20 protein-coding genes are annotated in these 19,128 nt (G+C 55.9%); 5 read left to right on the top strand and 15 right to left on the bottom strand.

Annotated features, from left to right (window positions below):
* Window positions 1–4: 4 nt before the first annotated feature.
* The 7 genes from soxB to LCM21_RS19400 form a co-directional block, all read right to left on the bottom strand.
* On the bottom strand, window positions 5–1,702 hold the full coding sequence (gene soxB, locus LCM21_RS19430; RefSeq protein WP_224892064.1) for a thiosulfohydrolase SoxB: 1,698 nt from the start codon (window positions 1,700–1,702) through the stop codon (window positions 5–7).
* A gap of 87 nt (window positions 1,703–1,789) precedes the next feature.
* Complete coding sequence (soxA, locus tag LCM21_RS19425; protein ID WP_224892063.1) at window positions 1,790–2,635, bottom strand: sulfur oxidation c-type cytochrome SoxA; 846 nt, start codon at window positions 2,633–2,635, stop codon at window positions 1,790–1,792.
* Window positions 2,636–2,705: 70 nt separating this feature from the next.
* Window positions 2,706–3,035, bottom strand: a complete 330-nt coding sequence (gene soxZ, locus LCM21_RS19420; RefSeq protein ID WP_224892062.1) for a thiosulfate oxidation carrier complex protein SoxZ — start codon at window positions 3,033–3,035, stop codon at window positions 2,706–2,708.
* 34 nt (window positions 3,036–3,069) lie between these two features.
* Window positions 3,070–3,486, bottom strand: coding sequence for a thiosulfate oxidation carrier protein SoxY (gene soxY / locus LCM21_RS19415; RefSeq protein ID WP_068338854.1), 417 nt, complete (start codon window positions 3,484–3,486; stop codon window positions 3,070–3,072).
* A 46-nt stretch (window positions 3,487–3,532) separates the two neighbouring features.
* Entirely contained in the window at window positions 3,533–4,009 is a 477-nt protein-coding gene (soxX, locus tag LCM21_RS19410) for a sulfur oxidation c-type cytochrome SoxX (RefSeq protein WP_224892061.1), read from the bottom strand.
* A 131-nt stretch (window positions 4,010–4,140) separates the two neighbouring features.
* The gene (locus tag LCM21_RS19405; protein WP_224892060.1) at window positions 4,141–4,719 is read right to left on the bottom strand and encodes a thioredoxin family protein; all 579 of its coding nucleotides are present in this window, start codon (window positions 4,717–4,719) and stop codon (window positions 4,141–4,143) included.
* Window positions 4,720–4,733: 14 nt separating this feature from the next.
* Complete coding sequence (locus LCM21_RS19400) at window positions 4,734–5,474, bottom strand: cytochrome c biogenesis CcdA family protein (protein ID WP_224892059.1); 741 nt, start codon at window positions 5,472–5,474, stop codon at window positions 4,734–4,736.
* A gap of 149 nt (window positions 5,475–5,623) precedes the next feature.
* Between LCM21_RS19400 and LCM21_RS19395 the strand changes: the two genes are divergently transcribed.
* From LCM21_RS19395 to LCM21_RS19385, 3 genes are all read left to right on the top strand, one after another.
* Window positions 5,624–5,929: a thioredoxin domain-containing protein gene (locus LCM21_RS19395; RefSeq protein ID WP_226698664.1), complete on the top strand. Its 306-nt coding sequence runs from the start codon at window positions 5,624–5,626 to the stop codon at window positions 5,927–5,929.
* Window positions 5,930–6,044: 115 nt separating this feature from the next.
* On the top strand, window positions 6,045–6,338 hold the full coding sequence (locus LCM21_RS19390; protein ID WP_068338846.1) for an ArsR/SmtB family transcription factor: 294 nt from the start codon (window positions 6,045–6,047) through the stop codon (window positions 6,336–6,338).
* Between the two features lie 41 nt (window positions 6,339–6,379).
* The gene (locus tag LCM21_RS19385) at window positions 6,380–7,441 is read left to right on the top strand and encodes a YeeE/YedE family protein (RefSeq protein WP_224892057.1); all 1,062 of its coding nucleotides are present in this window, start codon (window positions 6,380–6,382) and stop codon (window positions 7,439–7,441) included.
* Window positions 7,442–7,911: 470 nt separating this feature from the next.
* On the opposite strand, the gene gyrB is transcribed toward LCM21_RS19385, so the two are convergent.
* Both gyrB and LCM21_RS19375 read right to left on the bottom strand, forming a co-directional pair.
* A complete protein-coding gene (gene gyrB / locus LCM21_RS19380; protein WP_224892056.1) occupies window positions 7,912–10,329 on the bottom strand; it encodes a DNA topoisomerase (ATP-hydrolyzing) subunit B in 2,418 nt (805 codons plus the stop codon).
* Between the two features lie 102 nt (window positions 10,330–10,431).
* The gene (locus LCM21_RS19375) at window positions 10,432–11,004 is read right to left on the bottom strand and encodes a TetR/AcrR family transcriptional regulator (RefSeq protein WP_224892089.1); all 573 of its coding nucleotides are present in this window, start codon (window positions 11,002–11,004) and stop codon (window positions 10,432–10,434) included.
* Window positions 11,005–11,103: 99 nt separating this feature from the next.
* On the opposite strand from LCM21_RS19375, the gene LCM21_RS19370 reads away from it, so the two are divergent.
* Window positions 11,104–11,670 (top strand): carboxymuconolactone decarboxylase family protein, encoded by a 567-nt coding sequence (locus LCM21_RS19370; RefSeq protein ID WP_224892055.1) that lies wholly within the window; start codon window positions 11,104–11,106, stop codon window positions 11,668–11,670.
* Here LCM21_RS19370 and recF read toward each other — a convergent pair.
* The 6 genes from recF to mutM all read right to left on the bottom strand — a co-directional run bounded on the left by recF (window position 11,667) and on the right by mutM (window position 18,289).
* Window positions 11,667–12,764 carry a DNA replication/repair protein RecF gene (recF, locus tag LCM21_RS19365; protein WP_224892054.1) on the bottom strand — a complete coding sequence of 366 codons (1,098 nt, stop codon included), beginning with the start codon at window positions 12,762–12,764 and terminating at the stop codon, window positions 11,667–11,669. The genes LCM21_RS19370 and recF overlap by 4 nt on opposite strands.
* A gap of 39 nt (window positions 12,765–12,803) precedes the next feature.
* Window positions 12,804–13,925 carry a DNA polymerase III subunit beta gene (dnaN, locus tag LCM21_RS19360; RefSeq protein WP_224892053.1) on the bottom strand — a complete coding sequence of 374 codons (1,122 nt, stop codon included), beginning with the start codon at window positions 13,923–13,925 and terminating at the stop codon, window positions 12,804–12,806.
* Between the two features lie 226 nt (window positions 13,926–14,151).
* Window positions 14,152–15,549, bottom strand: a complete 1,398-nt coding sequence (dnaA, locus tag LCM21_RS19355; protein ID WP_068338620.1) for a chromosomal replication initiator protein DnaA — start codon at window positions 15,547–15,549, stop codon at window positions 14,152–14,154.
* 560 nt (window positions 15,550–16,109) lie between these two features.
* Entirely contained in the window at window positions 16,110–16,373 is a 264-nt protein-coding gene (gene rpsT, locus LCM21_RS19350; RefSeq protein WP_068338617.1) for a 30S ribosomal protein S20, read from the bottom strand.
* 221 nt (window positions 16,374–16,594) lie between these two features.
* Window positions 16,595–17,371, bottom strand: coding sequence for an enoyl-CoA hydratase (locus tag LCM21_RS19345; protein WP_224892052.1), 777 nt, complete (start codon window positions 17,369–17,371; stop codon window positions 16,595–16,597).
* 66 nt (window positions 17,372–17,437) lie between these two features.
* Complete coding sequence (mutM, locus tag LCM21_RS19340; RefSeq protein ID WP_224892051.1) at window positions 17,438–18,289, bottom strand: bifunctional DNA-formamidopyrimidine glycosylase/DNA-(apurinic or apyrimidinic site) lyase; 852 nt, start codon at window positions 18,287–18,289, stop codon at window positions 17,438–17,440.
* An 86-nt stretch (window positions 18,290–18,375) separates the two neighbouring features.
* Between mutM and ubiE the strand changes: the two genes are divergently transcribed.
* Window positions 18,376–19,128 (top strand): bifunctional demethylmenaquinone methyltransferase/2-methoxy-6-polyprenyl-1,4-benzoquinol methylase UbiE, encoded by a 753-nt coding sequence (ubiE, locus tag LCM21_RS19335; protein ID WP_224892050.1) that lies wholly within the window; start codon window positions 18,376–18,378, stop codon window positions 19,126–19,128.

Here is a 19,128-nt window from a genome sequence, read left to right as displayed (position 1 = left end):
TTTTTTAAGCGCCGACAACATCGACGCTGGTGTTCTCTTGCACCGTTACGGTGCCTAGACTGCGAATGTGGTTTTCGACGACATCCCAGATCGGCGGACCCTCGGTGCCTTCGTTGACGCTTGCCCAACCAGCAACGACGTAGGTTTTCGACGGGTCAATCGGCTCACCAGTTTTGAGCAGGGTCATTTCGCTGATCCGTTGCCCTTGCGGCTTGGTCACATCGATGCGGTAGCCAAGCCCACCGACGCGAACCATATCGCCGCCCTGCTGGTAGTAGGGATCAGGATTGAACAGGTTGTCACCCACATCCTCAAGGATCACATGGATGAATTCCCCCGTCATTTCCGTACGATACGCATTCGGATAAGACATTGAGGTCACGTTCCATATGTCCTCTCGCGTAATCTCCTGCCCCGGCAGGATTGACGGCCCCCAACGGACGCCGGGCGACATCGCGATATCCGCTTCACGCTCGCTGAGCAGCGCGTCGCAAATCAGGTCATCCCAGGTGCCATTGAAATTGCCACGGCGGTAGAGCAACGAGTCCGTTTTGCCGATCACCTCGCGCAGCGTGGTTTCATATGGAGCCCGCTGTTCGTCGATCAGGGCAGTGATCGCTGGATCGGGCGCAATGACGTCCGAAAAGATCGGGATCAGCTTGTGCTTCAGCCCCATCATCTGCCCATCCCGCACGTCCAGATCCACGCGGCTGACGAATTTGCCGTTCGAGCCAGACGCGATGATATGCGTCTTACCCACCAGAACCGGCTCGGGCAGCGCGTCATGGGTGTGGCCACTGAGTATCACGTCTATCCCCTGAACCCGGCCTGCCATCTTCTTGTCCACGTCAAAGCCGTTATGACTTAGGACGACAACGACATCCGCACCGGCATCGCGAACCTCGTCCACCATTGCCTGCATGTTTTCATCCCGGATACCGAATGAGTATTCGGGGAACATCCAGCCTGGGTTCGCGATGGGCATGTAGGGGAACGCCTGCCCTATCACGGCGACCTTGGCACCACCCCGGTCGAAGAACTTGTAGGGCTTGAACAGCTCGGCGGGCTCATCCCACTCGGCATCAAAGATGTTCTGGCCCAAAGCGGCAAAGGGCAGCCCTTCGACAATCTCGTTGACCCGGTCGCTGCCCAACGTGAATTCCCAATGGAATGTCATCGCATCAGGTTTCAGCGCATTCATGACGTTGACCATGTCCTGACCAGCCGTCTGATAGCAGGTGTAGGAGCCGTGCCAGGTGTCCCCGCCGTCCAGCAGCAAAGCGTCTGGGCGGTCCGCGCGGATGGCGTTGATCACGGTGGACACGCGGTCCAAGCCGCCGACCCGGCCATAGGTCTTCGCCAGCGCCGCGAAATCATTGTAGGTCAGCGCGTAGGCCGACGGGCTTCCATCTTCGATCCCATAAGCCTTGCGGAATGCGGCCCCTGTAACATGCGGCATCTGCCCCCGTGCATCGCCAATACCCAGATTTATCTCGGGTTCACGGAAGTAAATCGGTTTGAGTTGCGCGTGAATATCTGTGACATGGATCAGGCTGATATTGCCGAAGGTCTCGAACTCCAGCAGTTGATCCTGCGACAGGCTTTGCTGTGCAGCAAGTCTGGCCCAATTACCGAACCCAGACGCCCCGTACAGTGCCGAAGCGGCCATCGAAACCTGCAAGAAGTCACGTCGCGAAATCATCTATTGGCTTTCCTATTACTCATATAAATGTGTGAATGTTAAGTGCACAAAAAACCCGCGCCGGACATCGCCTACGCGGGTCATTCGTTATTGACGTACAGCTGGGGTTTCCACGGAAAGCCCATTACCACGCGAAGCCACATAGAGCTCCAAAGCACGGAACTCGTCTGATCCTTCCGCAAAAGTCTCTGCCCGCGTGTCGCGAATACAGCCGCGAAAACGATTGTGGCGCGAAATCAACTTGGCCTGTTTCAGGCGATAAGTCGGGAATCCATTGATCATACCTTGGCTTAGGTGATCAGCGCGGATCATATTGCCCCAGTTGTCTTCATGACAGTTGGCACAGCTCAGCTCCAGCTGACCGTAGCGGGTATAGTACATTTCCTTGCCCTGCTCCCAATATGGGGCGGCATCGCCATCAATGGCGACGTTCATTGGCATCCCGCGTGACTGCAGACCGATCAATGCGACCATACCCTGCATTTCTCCACCGGACCATTTCCAGGCATCAGCCTCCATTCGGTCCGTGCGGCACTTGTTGATCAGATCTTCCATTACCACCAGTTTGCCGCTTTCGGCATCGACCTTGGGCATGGATGCCTGCAATCCTTTGAAGCTTTCCACCCCATCGTGGCACGAAGCACAGCTTTCACCAGCGGCACCATCGACCGTCGCAAAGAGGTCGACAGCCTGATCGACGAAGATCATTGCTGGATTGTCAAAATCATCGATTTGCAGTGCTTGCGTTTCGTCAGTGCGGAAATGCCAACCTGAATAGATCGTGTCCAAATTCTCGAGATGCGCCGGAGCTTCAGTGACCGAGGTCATATCCAGCTCACCGTTGATCACAAGATTCTCTTCGTCCGGTCCGGCCATTACTGCAACTGGGAAAACCAGAATTGCCGTGATCGCCGTAAGTGCCTTGGTATTCATCGCATTCCTCCCTTGGTGGACCAGCGCAAGAATTCACAACCAGCGCTGATCTTCCTTAGTCGTCGAGCCGTCAGGCGATCTCGATCGTTTTCTTGTCGTCGTAGACAGAGCCGTCATCATCGTACCAGGTAAAGACGAACTCACCGGCTTCGGGTACGGTCGCTTCAAACTGGAAGTACGGATTGGTCGAAATCGCCGGTTCCATAGTCACGTCAATCACCATTTCGCCGTTAAACTCGCAGGTGAAACGGTTGATGATCGAACGCGGAATGACGTTGCCTTCTTTATCCTTGCGCTGGCCGCTTTCCATCTTATGGCTGATCAGTGTCTTGATCGTGATGGCTTCACCAGCAGCAGCTGTCTTTGGAACCTTGACGCGGGGTTTTACACCGGATGCCATTGGTCAATCTCCTGTTTTTCGGGGCGCTTGGCGATCAACCGCCGCAGCCGCCGATTGTTACTTTTACGGTCGCGGATGCCTTGGCAAAGCTGCCATCTGCCATCTTGGCCACGGCAATAACATCTTGCGTTCCGGCAAGACGGATGCGGGTTGAAGCGGCTTGCGCAGCGGCCAGCGGGCCGAAGTTGAACGTTGCAACGCCCGGTTCGGGGTTGCCCGCGGCCACGATAAGAATCGAAGCAGCACCCGGTGCGCTGACTTCGATCGGTACGGTGTTCCCGTTTTCAGCGATTTCCGGCGCCGTCAGTGTAACACCGCCGTCGGCCACATCTGCCCCGCCGGTAAATGCGGCGATCGCATCTTCAGCGGCTGCATTTGCGCGTAGCGGCATAATTGTCAGGAACGCGGCGCCCAGCCCAAGGGCCAGAGTCTCGCGGCGAGAGAGTTCCATATTCAATCTCCTTTAAATCCTCGTAAGTTCACACCGGAAGGCGTGACTACTCCTCTTTCAGGGTCGCAAGAAATGCGACCACGTCCTCGATTTCCTGTGCGGTCAGGATTGACGCCAAAGGCGCGCTCGGTGCTTTGCCGGTATAGGCGTCGCCCGGGCGGATATAGCCGTCATCCTTGTAGAACGCCGGCATCACCGTACCTTCGAACGTCATCTTTGCGTTCGCGATCAATCCGCGAAGCTCTGCTTCGGTCCAACGATCACCGGCCCCATCCAGCATTGGACCAACTTCGCCATGGAACGGAATGTCCGCCAAAGCCGTGATCGCGTGGCACGCCACGCAATTGCCTTTCGACTTGTCGCCAACGATGAGCGCACCATTTGCGGCATCACCGGCAACGCCGGTCAGAGAGACTTCGACAGCACCATATTCATCGTAGGTTACGTCTTTCGGGTCTGTATCTGCCGCAGATGCGGCAAAGCCTGTCATTGCGCAGACCAAAGTTAAGAGTCTCAGCTTCATGATCCCTCCCATTTGCTAACTCGCCGTTGGCGCCTTGCGACCCAAAGCCTTTGTGTACCGTAGTCGACGAGCACGGCTTATCGCAACATTAAATTCATTATAGTGAATTTTTTTATTTGTAATGACAGCATTCAATCGCTCGAAACATCGTTTCGCTCCTGAATGCGTCGAGCATGATAGCGCTGAAAATCTTCACCATTATCAAGCTCATATCTTTTCTCTTCGACCCAGGTGAAAAGGTCCAAGGTTGTTCCCTTGGAGAACGCGCCCGGCATTACAGCAACCGCAGCATCAATGGCTGTGGCAGCCTCGGGAACCTCTTGCGGTAGAAATACAAGCGTTGGGGTAAACAGAATCCCCCACTTGCGCATCAATGCTCTTTGCTCATCCTCTTGCCCGTCAAAGTCGGTGGCTGTCGTGCTGCCATGCAAATCCAATTGGACGACAAAGAAATTCTCTTCGATAAACGCCGCCAGGTCGGGCTGAGGGAACACCTCTTCATGCATCTTTTTGCAGTAGATACAGCCCTGTTGTTCGATGAACAAAACCAACCGCTTGTTTTCACTATTGGCCTCTTCAAGATCCTCGCGGAGGTCTTTGAACGTGTCACGCATCCAGGGCGTTTTATGCAATCCATCGTCACCCAGTTCAGCAGCAAAAACTGCCCCACCCATCAGGCATGCGATCAAAATTGACAAAGCTCGTTTCATATCTTCCTCCCAAATTACCCAATAGCTGCGAGCCACGGCATATGGTCGAGCATCCATTGTGCGATGTGATTGATGGAATTAGTGGCAATGAGAGTGCCGAAAACGACCAGCAAACCGCCCATTGCCTTTTCGATAAGTGGTAAGTGCCTTCTGAACCGTGCCATCCATCGCATGAAGGGGCGAACCAGAAAGGCCGCCAGAACAAAGGGGGCAGTCATTCCAACCCCATAGACGAATAAAAGCACCGCCCCGCGCCAGGCCGTCTCAGTCCCGGCGGCCGTGAACAGGATCGCGGCAAGCACTGGCCCGACGCAGGGTGTCCAGCCAAAAGCAAATGCCAATCCAAGAACATATGCCCCAATCAGGCTTACGTTTGATGTCTCGCCGACGTCTGCGCGAAACTGGCGATACAGGAACCCGATGCGAATAATCCCAAGGAAATGCAGGCCCATCGCAATGATGATGGCCGCTGCGATCCAACGCAGGATGTCGAAATACTCTCGTACCATCTGGCCAAATATCGAAGCGGTCGCTCCAAGTGCCATGAAGATCGTTATGATCCCTGCCGCAAATGTGATGGCCGAAAACGTAGCTCTGCGGCGAACGGTGCCGGAAATGGCGGAACCAGCAGAAATCTGATCAATCCCGACCCCCGCCAGATAACTGAGGTAGAAAGGTACAATTGGCAGGATGCAGGGTGACAGAAAAGATAACAGTCCTGCGACCAAAGCTCCTGCAAATGTAATGTCGAGCATGGTCAAACCTGTCTCGGTGCGTTATCATTCATACATTCAAAATAATAAAGATATTGCGTTGCGGTCAATCGGAGCTTGAGATGCGCCACTTATTTCTGCTCTTACTTGCAACTACGTTGCTTGTTTCTCCCGTGGCAGTACGGGCAGAAATGACGCTTCTGATGGCCGAAGAAGATGGGTGTATGTGGTGTGCCCGCTGGGATTCCGAAATCTCAGAGATCTACCCAAAATCACCCGAAGGAAATGCCGCTCCGTTGCAACGCGTTGATATCAACGCAGCCATGCCTGATGGGATCGCATTGGAACGGCCTCTCTACTACACACCGACCTTTGTTCTGCTGAACAATGGCCGAGAGGTCGGCCGGATCGAAGGATACCCCGGTGAGGACTTTTTCTGGGGGTTGCTGGGCGTTTTGCTACGTGACGCTGGGGTTCCAATTAAGGCCTCTGGATAAACTGCCGCAGACTACATAAACTGTTTTGAATACTTGAAGCTATGAAAGCGAGGCGATCTTGTTGGATAAATCTTCGAAACTGCCAGTTTTCTCAAAGGATACGTGCTCCGAAGACATGGACAGAATGATGGAGAATGCTCAGACGGCATCAAGTTTCCTCAAGGCAATCAGTCATGAGGGACGCCTGATGATTCTGTGTTATCTGTCTTCAGGGGAAAAATCTGTAACGCAGATGGAAGAAATGCTTTCGGCACGTCAGGCTGCCGTGTCTCAACAATTATCGCGCTTACGCTTTGAGGGCTTGGTGAAAACGCGACGCGAGGGGAAAGCGATCTACTACAGATTGGCTGATGATCGATCGACGCAAATACTAGAAGTCGTTTACGATCTTTTCTGTAGGGAAAAGTAGAAGCCGTTCAGAAAACCGCCAGCTTTGGGAGGAGACTGGCAATGTTCGAAGCATTGGGAGATGCAAACACAGTTGCTCTGATCGGTTTGATTGGTGGCATCGTATTGGGACTGGCCGCACGTGTCGGTCGCTTTTGCACATTGGGTGCAATCGAAGACTACCTTTACGCAGATGATGACCGGCGGCTGCGCATGTGGGCAATTGCGATCGGCGTTGCAATTGTCGGCAGCCACTTAGCTATGGCTTTCGGGTGGATGGACCCTGTTGGAACAAGGTATCTTGCACAGACCTGGAACCCACTTGGTTCGATCGTGGGTGGCCTCATGTTCGGTTACGGAATGGCGATCAGCGGAAACTGCGGCTATGGCGCGCTGGCAAGGCTTGGGGGCGGCGACCTCCGATCATTCGTCATCGTTTTGATCATGGGCCTTTCTGCTTACGTCGTAATGTCCGGACCCCTGGCATATCTGCGGGTTTGGGTCTTTCCTGTGGAAATGGATATCGATAACCCCCAGAGTATAAGCTTTCTTTCCGAACGGCTGACCTCTATTCCAGCTTGGCTCGTCGGCTCAGTTATCGGCGTTGTTTTGGTGATGTTCGCCTTGGCGAACCAGCGCTTCCGCCGCAGTCCGGAACAAGTGTTTTGGGGAGCTGTCGTTGGGCTGGCGATCGTCTCGGGTTGGCTAGGCACCAATTGGGTTGCAACACACGGCTTTGACGGCGAATCGGTGCAAACCCATACCTTTGCCGCTCCCTTGGGTGATACGATATTCTACCTGATGACAGCGTCCGGTAACACGTTGTCCTTTGCGGTTGGCTCAGTCTCAGGCGTTCTCATTGGCGCGTTTTTGGGATCCTGGTCCAAAGGCCATTTCCGATGGGAAGCATGCGAAGATCCACGTGAGCTCAAGCGGCAAATGCTGGGCGCGGCGATTATGGGTCCAGGAGCGATCATCGCGGTTGGTTGCAGCGTCGGACAAGGCATATCTGCCTTCTCACTTTTGACCTACAGCGCGCCTGTAACCTTCGCTGCGATATTTGTGGGTGCAGCCCTTGGATTGAGGCAACTCGTGTCTGGGCTATCTTTCATTACTGAGCGTTGAGTTCACTGTTCAAACCAGTCAGGATCGGGCTTCGCGCCGGCGCAGTACACGCGCTGCACAGAAGCTCAAGGAAACCTGGTTAGGTCGCTATGGTGCGATCGATACTGCCCTCATCATAGCTAATCAGAGTTTTTCCTTCTGACCTCATCCTTGATCACCCCGCAAAGGACACGCCAAAGCTTGCCCTACCGTTGCGTCAGCGCCTCCGGATTCTGTAACCGGAAATAACAGCCATGGCTTTAGGACGGACGAATCTTTGGGATGTAACGTCATTTTTTCGCCGATCCGCTGGCTTCTTTTCATCCGTAGCAAACGGAAGAAGCGATGAGGTGCACCGCAGCATAGAACCCCAGCCGGTTGCATCAGACGGCCTAGATTGCAAAACACGCTTCCTGCGCATCGCTGTTTTTTGCAAGTGGCTGCGCGAGTTTATGAGGTGCGCGAAGTGTTATGCGCGCACCTACACAGCTTTAAAAGTCCAAATTCTCAACGCTCAGCGCATTTTGCTGGATGAATTCCCGGCGGGGTTCGACCACATCGCCCATCAGCTTGGTGAACAGGTCATCCGCCTCGACCATGTCATTCACGCGCACTTGCAATAGAGTGCGCGCGTCCGGGTCGAGCGTGGTTTCCCAAAGCTGATCGGGATTCATCTCACCCAGCCCCTTGTAGCGTTGTAGTGACAGGCCCTTTTCGCCCTCTTCCAGAATGGCGCGTAGCAGATCCAGCGGACCGTGGATGACCTGAGACCGGTCGCGGCGCACCAATGTAGCGGGGGTATTGTAGACCTCTTGCAAGCTTTGCGTGAAGCTGCCGGTTTTGCGCGCCTCACCCGAGCGCAGCATCGGGCCGTCCAGCGTACGAACCTCTTCAACGCCGCGGAGGATACGCGCCAGTCGGATACCGTGATCCTGAGTGATACGCCCTTGCCAGCCGCGCTCATATTCCAGCGCAATCAGATCCAGACGGGCGGCAACCTTATCGGCCACGCCCTGCAGATCAGCATCCACCGCGCCCGGCACAAAGGCTCCGGCAACCGCAGCCTGTTCCAGAATGTGACGGGGGTAGTGGGTCGGGAACGCGTCCAGCACACGTTTCAGCTGGCGTGCTTCGTCGACCACGCGGGTCAGGTCCTGCCCGATGATCTCTTCGCCCGAGCCGAGTTTCAGAACAGCACCCTCGACCCCTTGATTGATCAAGTAATCATCCAGCGCCGCTTGATCTTTCAGGTAAACCTCTGATTTACCGCGCGAAACCTTGTAAAGCGGCGGCTGCGCAATATAGAGGTACCCGCCCTCGATCAGCTCCGGCATCTGCCGGTAGAAGAAGGTGAGCAACAGCGTCCGTATATGCGCGCCATCAACGTCGGCGTCGGTCATGATGACAATCTTGTGGTAGCGCAGCTTTTCGATGTTGAACTCATCGCGGCCGATGCCTGTGCCCAACGCCATCACCAGGTTGCCGATTTCCTGCGACGACAACATCCGGTCAAAGCGAGCGCGCTCGACATTCAGGATTTTCCCGCGCAGCGGCAAAACGGCCTGAGTCAGACGATCCCGCCCGGTCTGCGCCGAACCACCGGCCGAGTCCCCCTCGACCAGGAAAACTTCGGTCTTGGACGGATCTTTTTCAGAGCAATCTTTCAACTTACCCGCCAGATAGTTCACATCCATCGCTGTCTTGCGGCGGGTCAGTTCGCGGGCCTTTCGGGCGGCTTCACGCGCCAGCGCGGCCTCGATGATCTTGCCGACAATGACCTTGGCCTCGTTGGGGTTTTCTTCGAACCATTCGGCCAGTTTTTCGTTCATCAATCCTTCGACCGCAGGGCGGACTTCGGACGAAACCAGTTTGTCCTTCGTTTGCGACGAAAACTTTGGGTCGGGCACTTTGACCGACAACACACAGGTCAGACCTTCGCGTGCATCGTCACCGGTGAAGCTGACCTTTTCCTTTTTCGCGATCCCGCTGGACTGCGCGTAGTTGTTGATCGTCCGTGTCAGCGCGCCACGGAACCCAGCCACATGCGTACCACCGTCACGCTGCGGGATGTTGTTTGTGAAGGGCAGAACCGTCTCATGATAGCTGTCGTTCCACCACATGGCGATCTCAACCCCGATATCGTCCCGCTCACCCTGGATATAGATCGGCTCGGGCATTGCTGCGGTTTTGGATCGATCGAGATACTTCACGAACTCCTTAACGCCGCCCTCATAAAACAGCTCGGTCTCCAGCCGTTCCGCCGGGCGTTCGTCGATCAGGATAATGCGGACGCCTGAATTCAGAAAGGCCAGCTCGCGCAGGCGCTTTTCCAACGTCTCAAACGAATACTCAAGGTTCGAAAACGTGTTGGTCGAGGCCAAAAAGCGCACCTCGGTCCCGGTGCGGTCGCCGCATTCACCCACGACCTTCAGATGCTCTGCCGTTTCGCCACCTTCAAAACGCGCGACGTGTTCCTTGCCGTTGCGCCAGATGCGCAGCTCCAGCCAGTCGGACAGCGCGTTCACCACCGATACACCCACACCGTGCAGACCGCCCGATACCTTGTACGAGTTGCTGTCGAATTTACCGCCCGCGTGCAATTGGGTCATAATGACCTCGGCGGCCGAGACCCCTTCTTCGGGGTGAATATCAACTGGAATTCCGCGCCCGTTATCGCTGACCGAAACGCTGGAATCGGCATGAATTTTGACGGTCACATGGTCGGCGTGACCAGCCAGAGCCTCATCAATTCCGTTGTCGACGACCTCGTACACCATGTGGTGCAGGCCCGACCCGTCATCGGTATCGCCGATATACATACCGGGGCGCTTGCGGACCGCCTCTAAGCCTTTGAGAACTTTGATAGAATCTGCGCCGTATTCTTGTGGTGCCTGTGCGTCTTCGGACATGCCGTTAGTACCTATATTATTTTGGTAACTTATACGTTTTCTGGTGGGGATTGTCACGCGCTCCCCCAACATTTTGTGGTCTGGATTGGTGGCGCTTACGGATCATAGCCGGTCGAGGTCATCCGCAATATCAACGGCGATTTCTGACGCGTTTACATCATCGCGCTCGGCAGACAACCTCAGGCCCAGAAGGTCGGATTGATATCGGGCTGCAAGACGATCTGGGTCATGTTCCGGGCCGATTTCTCCGGCCGCTTGGGCGCTGCGAAACAGGTCCGCAAAACAAGACTTCATTTCGACCATGTGCGCGCGCGCCTGGTCTGCCAGATCGTGATTTCTGGCCTGTAACTCGGCATAGGTCTTGGACAGCATGCAGGCTTTGGTCGGCAGGCCTGACGCCTCAACCACCAAACGCGGCTGCGCTTTGAGCGCCCCCAACGGGCCAAGCTCCTGCGACAAGGCCCTTATGTTCGCAACCCCATCCTGCGCGTAGCGTTTCAAGGCCAACGCATAAAGCGCATCCTTCGATCCGAAGGCGGCATAAATGCTACCTGGATTCAGCTTCAGCTCACGCTCCAGGTCTTTCAACGATGTACCCGCCCAGCCATGACGCCAGAAAATGTCACGGGCTTTGGCGATCAGCGCGTCTCGGTCATAGGTCGGTTTGCGGGGCATCATCACTTACAATTTTTGAACGTTTGCTCAAATATATACTTGAGTGATCGCTCAAGAAACCCTATTTATGCGCCATACGCCAAAAAAAGGAGTTACGACATGGCCGATTTCCCCTCGCACGGCCTCGAAACCGCCCCGGAAGGGTCCAAACCTTTGCTGGAAAAATCCCAGGCTGCTTTTGGCCGTCTTCCCGGCCTGCACAAAGTGATGGCCGAAAGCCCCCAGCATCTGGAAGGCTACCAGGTGCTGCACCACCTGTTCCTGCAAACTGATTTCGACAACGATGAGAAAACCGTCGTCTGGCAGACGATCAACGTGGAGAACGAATGCCACTACTGCGTGCCCGCGCACACGGGCATCGCCAAAATGATGAAGATCTCGGACGACATCACCGAAGCGCTGCGCAACGAAACCCCGCTGCCGAACGCCAAGCTTGAGGCGCTGCGCACCTTCACCCTGCAAGTGATGGACTCCCGCGGCAGCCCGACCGAGGAGCAGTTGCAGGCGTTCTTTGACGCAGGTTATTCGCACCGCGCCGTTCTGGACGTGGTTCTGGGTCTGGCGCAAAAAACCATGTCAAACTATGTGAACCACATGGCAAAAACACCGGTTGACGAAGTCATGCGCGGCTTCTTGTGGGAACGTAAAGTCAACGAACCCGCCTAAGCGGTCACGACCGAGCCGTCTGTGCCTTCGGTCACAACCAGCGATTGGGCCCTGTCGCCCAATTCTGCAAACAGCTCAGGCCCGGTGCCCGTCATCCAGGCCTGAGCGCCCAGCGCGCAGATCTCATCATAAAGCGCCGCGCGCCGTGCTGCATCCAGATGGGCAGCGACTTCGTCCAACAAAACGATCGGGGGTGCCCCAACCATTCCGGCCAGCGCCCGCGCATTTGACAGGATCAGTGAAACAAGCAGCGCCTTTTGCTCTCCGGTCGAGCAATCCTTGGCGGGCACACCCTTAGCCGCAAACACCCCGTACAGGTCGGACCGATGTGGCCCGACCAGCGTGCGACCCGCTGCCAAATCGCGAAATCGGCTTTCGTTCAGCGCCTCGCGCAAATCCTCGGCGCTCTCTGGCATTGCACCTTCTGTCTGCACCAATTCCAGATCCGCCGAGGGGAATGCTGTTTCTGCCTGTTCCTGAGCCGTGCGCAGATGATCCAGCGCCGCCATACGGGCGGCGTGAATCCGGTGTCCTGTCTCGGCCATCTGGCCCTCCAGCGCCGCGTACCAATGGGCGTCGCGCACCTGCTCTTTCAGCAAACGGTTGCGTTCCCGCATGGCTTTTTCGTACGTCAAAGACGCCTCGGCATGCGCGGGATCAAAACTCAACGCCATGCGATCCAGAAACCGCCGCCGTCCTTCGGCCCCTTCGATCCACAGCCGATCCATTGAGGGGATAAGCCAGACGATTCGGGCCAGTTTCCCGAGATCGATCTGACTTGAAGTCTTGCCATCAATCCGAACCTGTCGGGCTGCTCCAACCTCGGACCAGGTTTCGACCTCGTAGCTCCGCCCTTGCACTTGCAGCAGCCCGGTTAGTTTCCACCCCAGCGCTTCGGGCCTGCGGGTCATCTCAGCCGCGCTTGCCCTCCGCATGCCGCGACCGGGTGAAAACAGCGACACCGCTTCAAGAATATTCGTCTTTCCGGCTCCGTTCGGCCCATGAATCGCCACGGGGCGTCCATCCAGAGACAATCGCGCCAACTTGTGCGACCGGAAATGCGAGACCGTAAGTTCGGTCAGGGCCAAAGTCATGACCCCTCCCCTTCGTTAAAGATCACCCCGGGGGATCGATCAGACGCGCATCGGCATGACAACGTAGACCGCGCTTTGATCATTGCCTTCGCGCATCAGTGTTGGATCGCCCGCCGAGTTGAACAGGAACACCGCGTTCTCACGGTCAACCTGCGAAGCGATTTCAAGCAGGTATTTCGCATTAAACCCGATTTCCAGCCGCTCATCACCATAAGCTACTGCCAGCTCTTCCTCGGCCGCGCCGCTGTCTGGGGCGTTGACCGACAACACCAGTTTATCTGCATCCAATTGCAGCTTTACGGCACGAGACCGCTCGGACGAAACGGTCGCGACGCGATCCACCGCTTGGGCGAATTCGGCGGCATCCACCTCTAACTGGCGGGTGTTCCCCTGTGGAATCACGCGGGTATAGTCCGGGAACGTACCGTCGATCACTTTCGAGGTCAGGGTAATATCGGGCGTCGCAAACCGTACCTTGGTTTCGCTGACCGAAACGGCGATATCCATTTCATCATCGTCCAACAGCTTGCGCATTTCACCCACTGTTTTGCGGGGCACGATCACACCGGGCATACCCGCCGCGCCATCGGGCAGATCCGCGTCAATGCGAGCAAGCCGGTGACCATCGGTGGCCACGCATCGCAGCACTTTACCACCATCCGACCCGTCAGCCACATGCATGTAAACGCCATTCAGATAATACCGGGTCTCTTCGGTCGAGATGGCAAATTTCGATTTGTCGAACAGCCGACGCAGCAAAGCTGCCGGTGCGGTAAAGTTTGACTGGTATTCCGAGGACGCCATCACCGGGAAATCTTCTTTCGGCAGCGTCGCCAGCGAGAAGTTTGATCGCCCCGCCTCAACCGTCAGACGCCCTGCGGCGCTGTCGGCTGTCAGGGTGACCAGCGCCCCATCGGGAAGTTTGCGCACAATTTCGTGCAGGGTTGTCGCGGCCACAGTTGTCGCACCGGCCTTTTCAACCTGCGCCGGGGCCTTGTCGACCACTTCGATATCCAAATCAGTGGCGCGGAACTGGACCTGGTCGCCTTCGGCTTCGATCAACACATTGGCAAGGATCGGAATGGTGTTGCGACGTTCCACAACGGATTGGGCCTGCGAAACGGCCTTGAGAAGGGTGCCGCGTTCGATGCTGATCTTCATACCCTCAATTCCTCTGACTTGCGTGCCGAAACAGGCGGGACTGGCACGTTAGCGGTTCCGCCCTGAGGCACAAGGATTTTTTACGGTTTTCTGGGTCGGAACATCCAAAGCGTCAAGAGGCGCGTTGCCCTGCGGGCACAGTTCCTTGGCAACCGTGGATAAAAGCGCACAAGAAAACACCCCGGGCACAAGGGTCCGGGGCGCTTCTCAAGCGGTTAGAAAAACCTCAGGCTTCCAGCGCGCGACGCAGCATTTCCACGTCTTCAGCGATCTGGCCATCGGTGACTTTCAGCTCTTCAATGCGTTTGACGCCGTGCATGACGGTTGTGTGATCGCGCCCGCCAAAGCGGCGACCAATCTCGGGCAGGGACCGGCTGGTCAACTGCTTGCACAAATACATCGCCACCTGTCGCGGGCGCGCATAAGACCGAAGGCGTTTCGGCCCGATAATATCGGACAGGCGGATGTTGTAGTAGTCCGACACTTTGCGCTGAATTTCTTCGACGGTGATCTTGCGCTCTGACGCGCGCAGCACATCCGCCAGACAATCCTGCGTCAACTCCATATCGATCTCGCGCCCCACCAGAGAGGCAAAAGCGAACAGCCGGGTCAGCGCGCCTTCCAGCACACGAACATTGGTCGAAATACGATGCGCAAGGAATTCCAACACACCATCGGCAATGGTCAGGTCGGGATAGGTGCTGCTGTATTGCTGCACCTTGTTTTGCAGAATGCCCAGACGCAGTTCGTAATCCGTAGGGTGAAGGTCAACGACAAGACCACATTGCAGGCGCGATTTTACACGCTCTTCCAGGTCCTTGATCTCACCCGGGGCGCGGTCGGCGGAAATGATGATCTGCTTGTTCTGATCCACCAACGCATTGAAGGTGTGAAAAAACTCTTCCTGGGTCGAATCCTTACCGGCGATGAATTGCACATCATCTACCATAAGCACGTCGACCGAACGGAACAGATGTTTGAAATCCATCATCCGACGTTCGCGCAGGGCCTGAACAAAACGGTACATGAACTGCTCTGCCGAAAGGTAGAGGACATTCAACTCTGGGCGTTTGTTCTTCAATTCCCACGCGATGGCGTGCATCAGGTGCGTTTTACCAAGACCGACACCGCCATAAAGAACCAATGGGTTAAATGTAACGGGGCCGCCTTCTGAAACACGGCGCGCGGCAGCATGAGCAAGTTCGTTGGGTTTGCCGACCACGAAACTATCAAAGGTAAAACGGGCGTCCAGCGGCGCAGCCTGAAGCGATTCCAACGCATCCTGCGCAGGCTCGGCCTGCTGCGACAGAGGTTGGCTCTGCGGCGTTTTCCGGACGTCAGCAGAGTCGCCCTCGTGTTCGTTGGACGGTCGCACCGGTGAGTTAGCCGCCACACGAAATGCGAGGCGCTGAACCGATTCCCCCGCAGTGTTCATTTCATACAGAATCAAGTCCGCGAAATTCTGACTGACGTAATTGCCCATAAAGTTCGTCGGAACCGAGAATGTCGCAACGCCATCCTGAAGCTCCTGAAATTCAAGAGGTTCGATCCAGGTGGTATAGTTGTTTTTTCCGATCGCCTTGAGCAGCTTGCTACGCAGTTGTCCCCATTTCTCTTGTGTCATTACGCGCCTCACGCATCCCATTCTTTATTGGCCTGTCGGCCTTATTTCTCAATCCCGGTTGCCCGGTTCTTTTGCTTTCACTCGCAAAAGGGGTAGCGTTCACCAAACCACATAGATTTGGCGGGCCTGTCCTTCATATTCAGCAAGGCCTGATACACAGACACCCAAAAAAACCGGGTCGCCCCCTGAACAGAGGTGCGCTTCGCAATCAATTTTGTCGACAGGGCTCAAGTCTTTGGAAATCCCAAGACCATTAGCAGATCGGCAAAACGATCTTCATCGTTTTCCGACAATTGTTTCACGACCATCCTGATGCCCGTCAGTATGATCAATGAAACAGCCTGTCCCCCCAAGCGAGTGAGTCGCTGTAACAGTGGTAACAACAGGTCGCGGTGTACGGCAACGAAACTCTGATATTGACTCGGATGTTTGGCCGAACGAATCTCTCGGCTTTATTAAGGCGCGACTTTCCGGCAACAGCAGCGAAAAGGCGCCACGTGAAGTGACGCCTTTAACAGGAGTATAGCCTTGTTTTGTTGACCCTAGGTCAACTCAACATATCAGCCGAGCGCTTTGACGCGGGCCGACAGGCGCGACATTTTCCGCGACGCAGTGTTCTTGTGGAAGACGCCCTTGGTGACGCCGCGCATCAGTTCGGGTTGCGCTGCGCGCAGGGCTGCGGTTGCGGCCTCTTTGTCGCCGGATGCGATCGCTTCTTCGACCTTGCGCAGGTAGGTGCGGATGCGCGACCGGCGCGCTTTGTTGATTGCAAAACGCTTCTCGTTCTGACGAGCGCGCTTTTTGGCCTGAGGTGAGTTTGCCATGTGTTTCTGACCTTCGTTCGGTACGGTTATCTAGGGTTGCGCGCCACGGAATATCCGCACCGGATCAGAATCACGAGTGTGAGTCGGGCCAAGCGGGCCGCACGCGCATGTATGCGGCGCTAATTATCCAAGTTTTCAGATTTTGCCAAGCCGATTCTTCATTCGCGCATAGCGACCAAAAATTGGCGGATCGGGCCCGCCTTTCTTAATTCGTTGCGCGTTTACTTGTCGCGGAACTGTGCCGCGCGTTTTTCTAGGAACGCGGCCATGCCTTCTTTCTGATCTTCCGTGGCGAACATCGAATGGAAGACACGGCGTTCAAACAGCAGACCTTCGCTTAGCGTCACTTCGTAGCTGCGGTTCACAGCCTCTTTCGCGGCCATTGTGCTTAGCTGTGATTTCTCCGCGATTTTCTGCGCGGCGCCGATAGCCTCTTCCATCAGCTTTTTTGCAGGAACAACACGGCTGACCAGTCCGGCGCGTTCGGCTTCTTCTGCATCCATGAAACGGCCTGTCAGGTTCATGTCCATCGATTTGGATTTGCCGACAAAGCGCGTCAGGCGTTGCGATCCGCCCAGCCCGGCGATAACGCCCAGATTGATCTCGGGCTGTCCGAACTTGGCCGTATCGGCCGCAATGATAAAGTCACACAGCATGGCCAGCTCACACCCGCCACCCAGGGCATACCCCGCCACGGCTGCAATAATCGGCTTTCGGATCGCTGACACACGGTCATTGGCGTCAGCAAACAAATTGATGTTGAAAACATCAACAAAGCTCATCTCGGACATCTCCTTGATGTCCGCACCGGCGGCAAATGCCTTTTCCGAGCCGGTAATTACGATGCAGCGCACCTTGTCGTTCTTGTCGGCATCTTCAAGCGCATCGCACAACTCAGCCAATAGCTGGGTGTTCAGCGCATTCAACGCGTCCGGACGGTTGAGCTTGATAAGGGCGACGTGGTCTTCGATTTCGACGATGATCGTCTCAAAAGCCATGAGATGTAAGCTTCCGGTTGTTCTGTTCAGATACAATTCCTTATCACGCGATTTCGCTGGATCAAGCTATCTTTGGCATTGCGCGCAATAGAAGGATGAGCGACCGGACTGGGTGATTCTTCTGATAACCGCACCGCAACCGTCGGTTCGGCACGGCTGGCCTTCGCGCCCGTAGACGTCAAAGCGGTGTTGAAAATATCCAAGCTCTCCATCAGCTTGACGGAAATCACGCAGGGATGAGCCCCCCGCCTCGATGGCGTCCTGCAAGACCTGACGGATGATCGGAACCAGCGATGCCACGCGGGCTGCAGAAATCTGACCAGCTTTGCGACGTGGCGACACACCGGCGCGATAAAGCGCCTCGCAAACGTAGATATTGCCTAATCCGGCAACGATTCCCTGATCCAGCAGCGCAGATTTGACCGGAGTGTTCTTTCCCTTGAACGACTCGATCAGGTGTTGTTCGTGAAAATCATTGCCCAAGGGTTCCGGCCCCAGAACTGACAGCAGCTTGTGTTCATCGGCGGTGACTGTCGGCAGTAGGTCCATCGCTCCGAACCTGCGCGGATCATTGAAGGTCACGCGGGCGCCATTGGCCATGTGAAACACGACGTGATCATGCTTTTGCGCCATCGGATGTTTCAAGGCAAACTGCCCAAGCGGGTCGCCCGATACCGTCATTCTTCCAGACATGCCCAGATGAATCAGCAAGGTTTCACCGCTGTTGAGATCCGCGAGAATGTACTTGGACCGCCGCCGCAAGCGGTCCACGCGCTGCCCGGTCAGCCGCTCGGCCATCCGGTCCGGGAAAGGCCAGCGCAGGTCGGGGCGATTCACATCCGCGCGTTCGATCACCACACCCTCCATTGCAGGGCTCAGGCCGCGTCTTACTGTCTCGACCTCGGGCAATTCGGGCATTAGATGGCTCCTAATCCAAAGGGCCGCATTGTGCCCGGTTCGTATGGCCCTATAACAGAGGCGAAATTCGACAAACGGCAAGGCAAATGTCCGACAACAGCGACAAGACCACTCATTTCGGGTTCGAAACCGTGCGCGAGGCTGAAAAAGCCGGGCGCGTTCAGGGCGTTTTCAACTCGGTCGCCTCGAAATACGACGTGATGAATGATGTCATGTCGATGGGCATCCATCGCGTCTGGAAGGACGCGATGATGGATTGGTTGGCCCCGCGCCCCGGTCAGCGTCTGTTGGACGTGGCGGGCGGTACGGGCGACATCTCGTTCCGTTTTCTGAAACGCGCGGGCTATGGCCATGCAACCGTGCTGGACCTGACCGAACCGATGCTGGTCGAAGGCCGACAGCGCGCCGAGGCGGATCAGATGGCCGACAGCCTGAACTGGGTGGTTGGCGATGCCATGGCGTTGCCGTTTGATGACAACAGCTTTGACATCTACACGATCTCTTTCGGCATTCGGAATGTAACCCGCCCGCAAGAGGCACTGAACGAAGCGTTCCGTGTTCTTAAACCCGGTGGTCGCCTGATGGTGCTGGAGTTCAGCCAGTTGCCGAATGACGGGCTGCAAAAGCTCTATGATCTTTACAGTTTCAACGTCATCCCCCGGATGGGCAAGCTGATCGCCAACGACTACGACAGTTATCAATATCTTGTTGAGTCGATCCGCAAGTTCCCGGATCAAGAGGCGTTTCTGGATATGGTCCGCACCGCTGGTTTCGAAAACGCCAAGTACCGCAACCTCAGCATGGGTATCGCCGCGCTGCATTCCGGCTGGAAGATCTGA

Source organism: Ruegeria profundi (assembly GCF_020171505.1).
Taxonomy (GTDB): domain Bacteria; phylum Pseudomonadota; class Alphaproteobacteria; order Rhodobacterales; family Rhodobacteraceae; genus Ruegeria; species Ruegeria profundi.
Note: the sequence above shows the minus strand (reverse complement) of the source record. Positions and strands in the feature narration are given on the sequence as shown.

Coding starts and splice junctions, on each gene's coding strand:
- LCM21_RS19345 (WP_224892052.1), bottom strand. CDS start 17,371: ATGGCTTTTGAGACGATCATCGTCGAAATCGAAGACCACGTCGCCCTT.
- soxZ (WP_224892062.1), bottom strand. CDS start 3,035: ATGGCATCCGGTGTAAAACCCCGCGTCAAGGTTCCAAAGACAGCTGCT.
- LCM21_RS19385 (WP_224892057.1), top strand. CDS start 6,380: ATGTTCGAAGCATTGGGAGATGCAAACACAGTTGCTCTGATCGGTTTG.
- rpsT (WP_068338617.1), bottom strand. CDS start 16,373: ATGGCAAACTCACCTCAGGCCAAAAAGCGCGCTCGTCAGAACGAGAAG.
- LCM21_RS19405 (WP_224892060.1), bottom strand. CDS start 4,719: ATGAAACGAGCTTTGTCAATTTTGATCGCATGCCTGATGGGTGGGGCA.
- LCM21_RS19375 (WP_224892089.1), bottom strand. CDS start 11,004: ATGCCCCGCAAACCGACCTATGACCGAGACGCGCTGATCGCCAAAGCC.
- recF (WP_224892054.1), bottom strand. CDS start 12,764: ATGACTTTGGCCCTGACCGAACTTACGGTCTCGCATTTCCGGTCGCAC.
- LCM21_RS19400 (WP_224892059.1), bottom strand. CDS start 5,474: ATGCTCGACATTACATTTGCAGGAGCTTTGGTCGCAGGACTGTTATCT.
- gyrB (WP_224892056.1), bottom strand. CDS start 10,329: ATGTCCGAAGACGCACAGGCACCACAAGAATACGGCGCAGATTCTATC.
- dnaN (WP_224892053.1), bottom strand. CDS start 13,925: ATGAAGATCAGCATCGAACGCGGCACCCTTCTCAAGGCCGTTTCGCAG.
- soxX (WP_224892061.1), bottom strand. CDS start 4,009: ATGAAGCTGAGACTCTTAACTTTGGTCTGCGCAATGACAGGCTTTGCC.
- soxY (WP_068338854.1), bottom strand. CDS start 3,486: ATGGAACTCTCTCGCCGCGAGACTCTGGCCCTTGGGCTGGGCGCCGCG.
- soxA (WP_224892063.1), bottom strand. CDS start 2,635: ATGAATACCAAGGCACTTACGGCGATCACGGCAATTCTGGTTTTCCCA.
- LCM21_RS19370 (WP_224892055.1), top strand. CDS start 11,104: ATGGCCGATTTCCCCTCGCACGGCCTCGAAACCGCCCCGGAAGGGTCC.
- soxB (WP_224892064.1), bottom strand. CDS start 1,702: ATGATTTCGCGACGTGACTTCTTGCAGGTTTCGATGGCCGCTTCGGCA.
- mutM (WP_224892051.1), bottom strand. CDS start 18,289: ATGCCCGAATTGCCCGAGGTCGAGACAGTAAGACGCGGCCTGAGCCCT.
- LCM21_RS19390 (WP_068338846.1), top strand. CDS start 6,045: ATGGACAGAATGATGGAGAATGCTCAGACGGCATCAAGTTTCCTCAAG.
- ubiE (WP_224892050.1), top strand. CDS start 18,376: ATGTCCGACAACAGCGACAAGACCACTCATTTCGGGTTCGAAACCGTG.
- LCM21_RS19395 (WP_226698664.1), top strand. CDS start 5,624: ATGACGCTTCTGATGGCCGAAGAAGATGGGTGTATGTGGTGTGCCCGC.
- dnaA (WP_068338620.1), bottom strand. CDS start 15,549: ATGACACAAGAGAAATGGGGACAACTGCGTAGCAAGCTGCTCAAGGCG.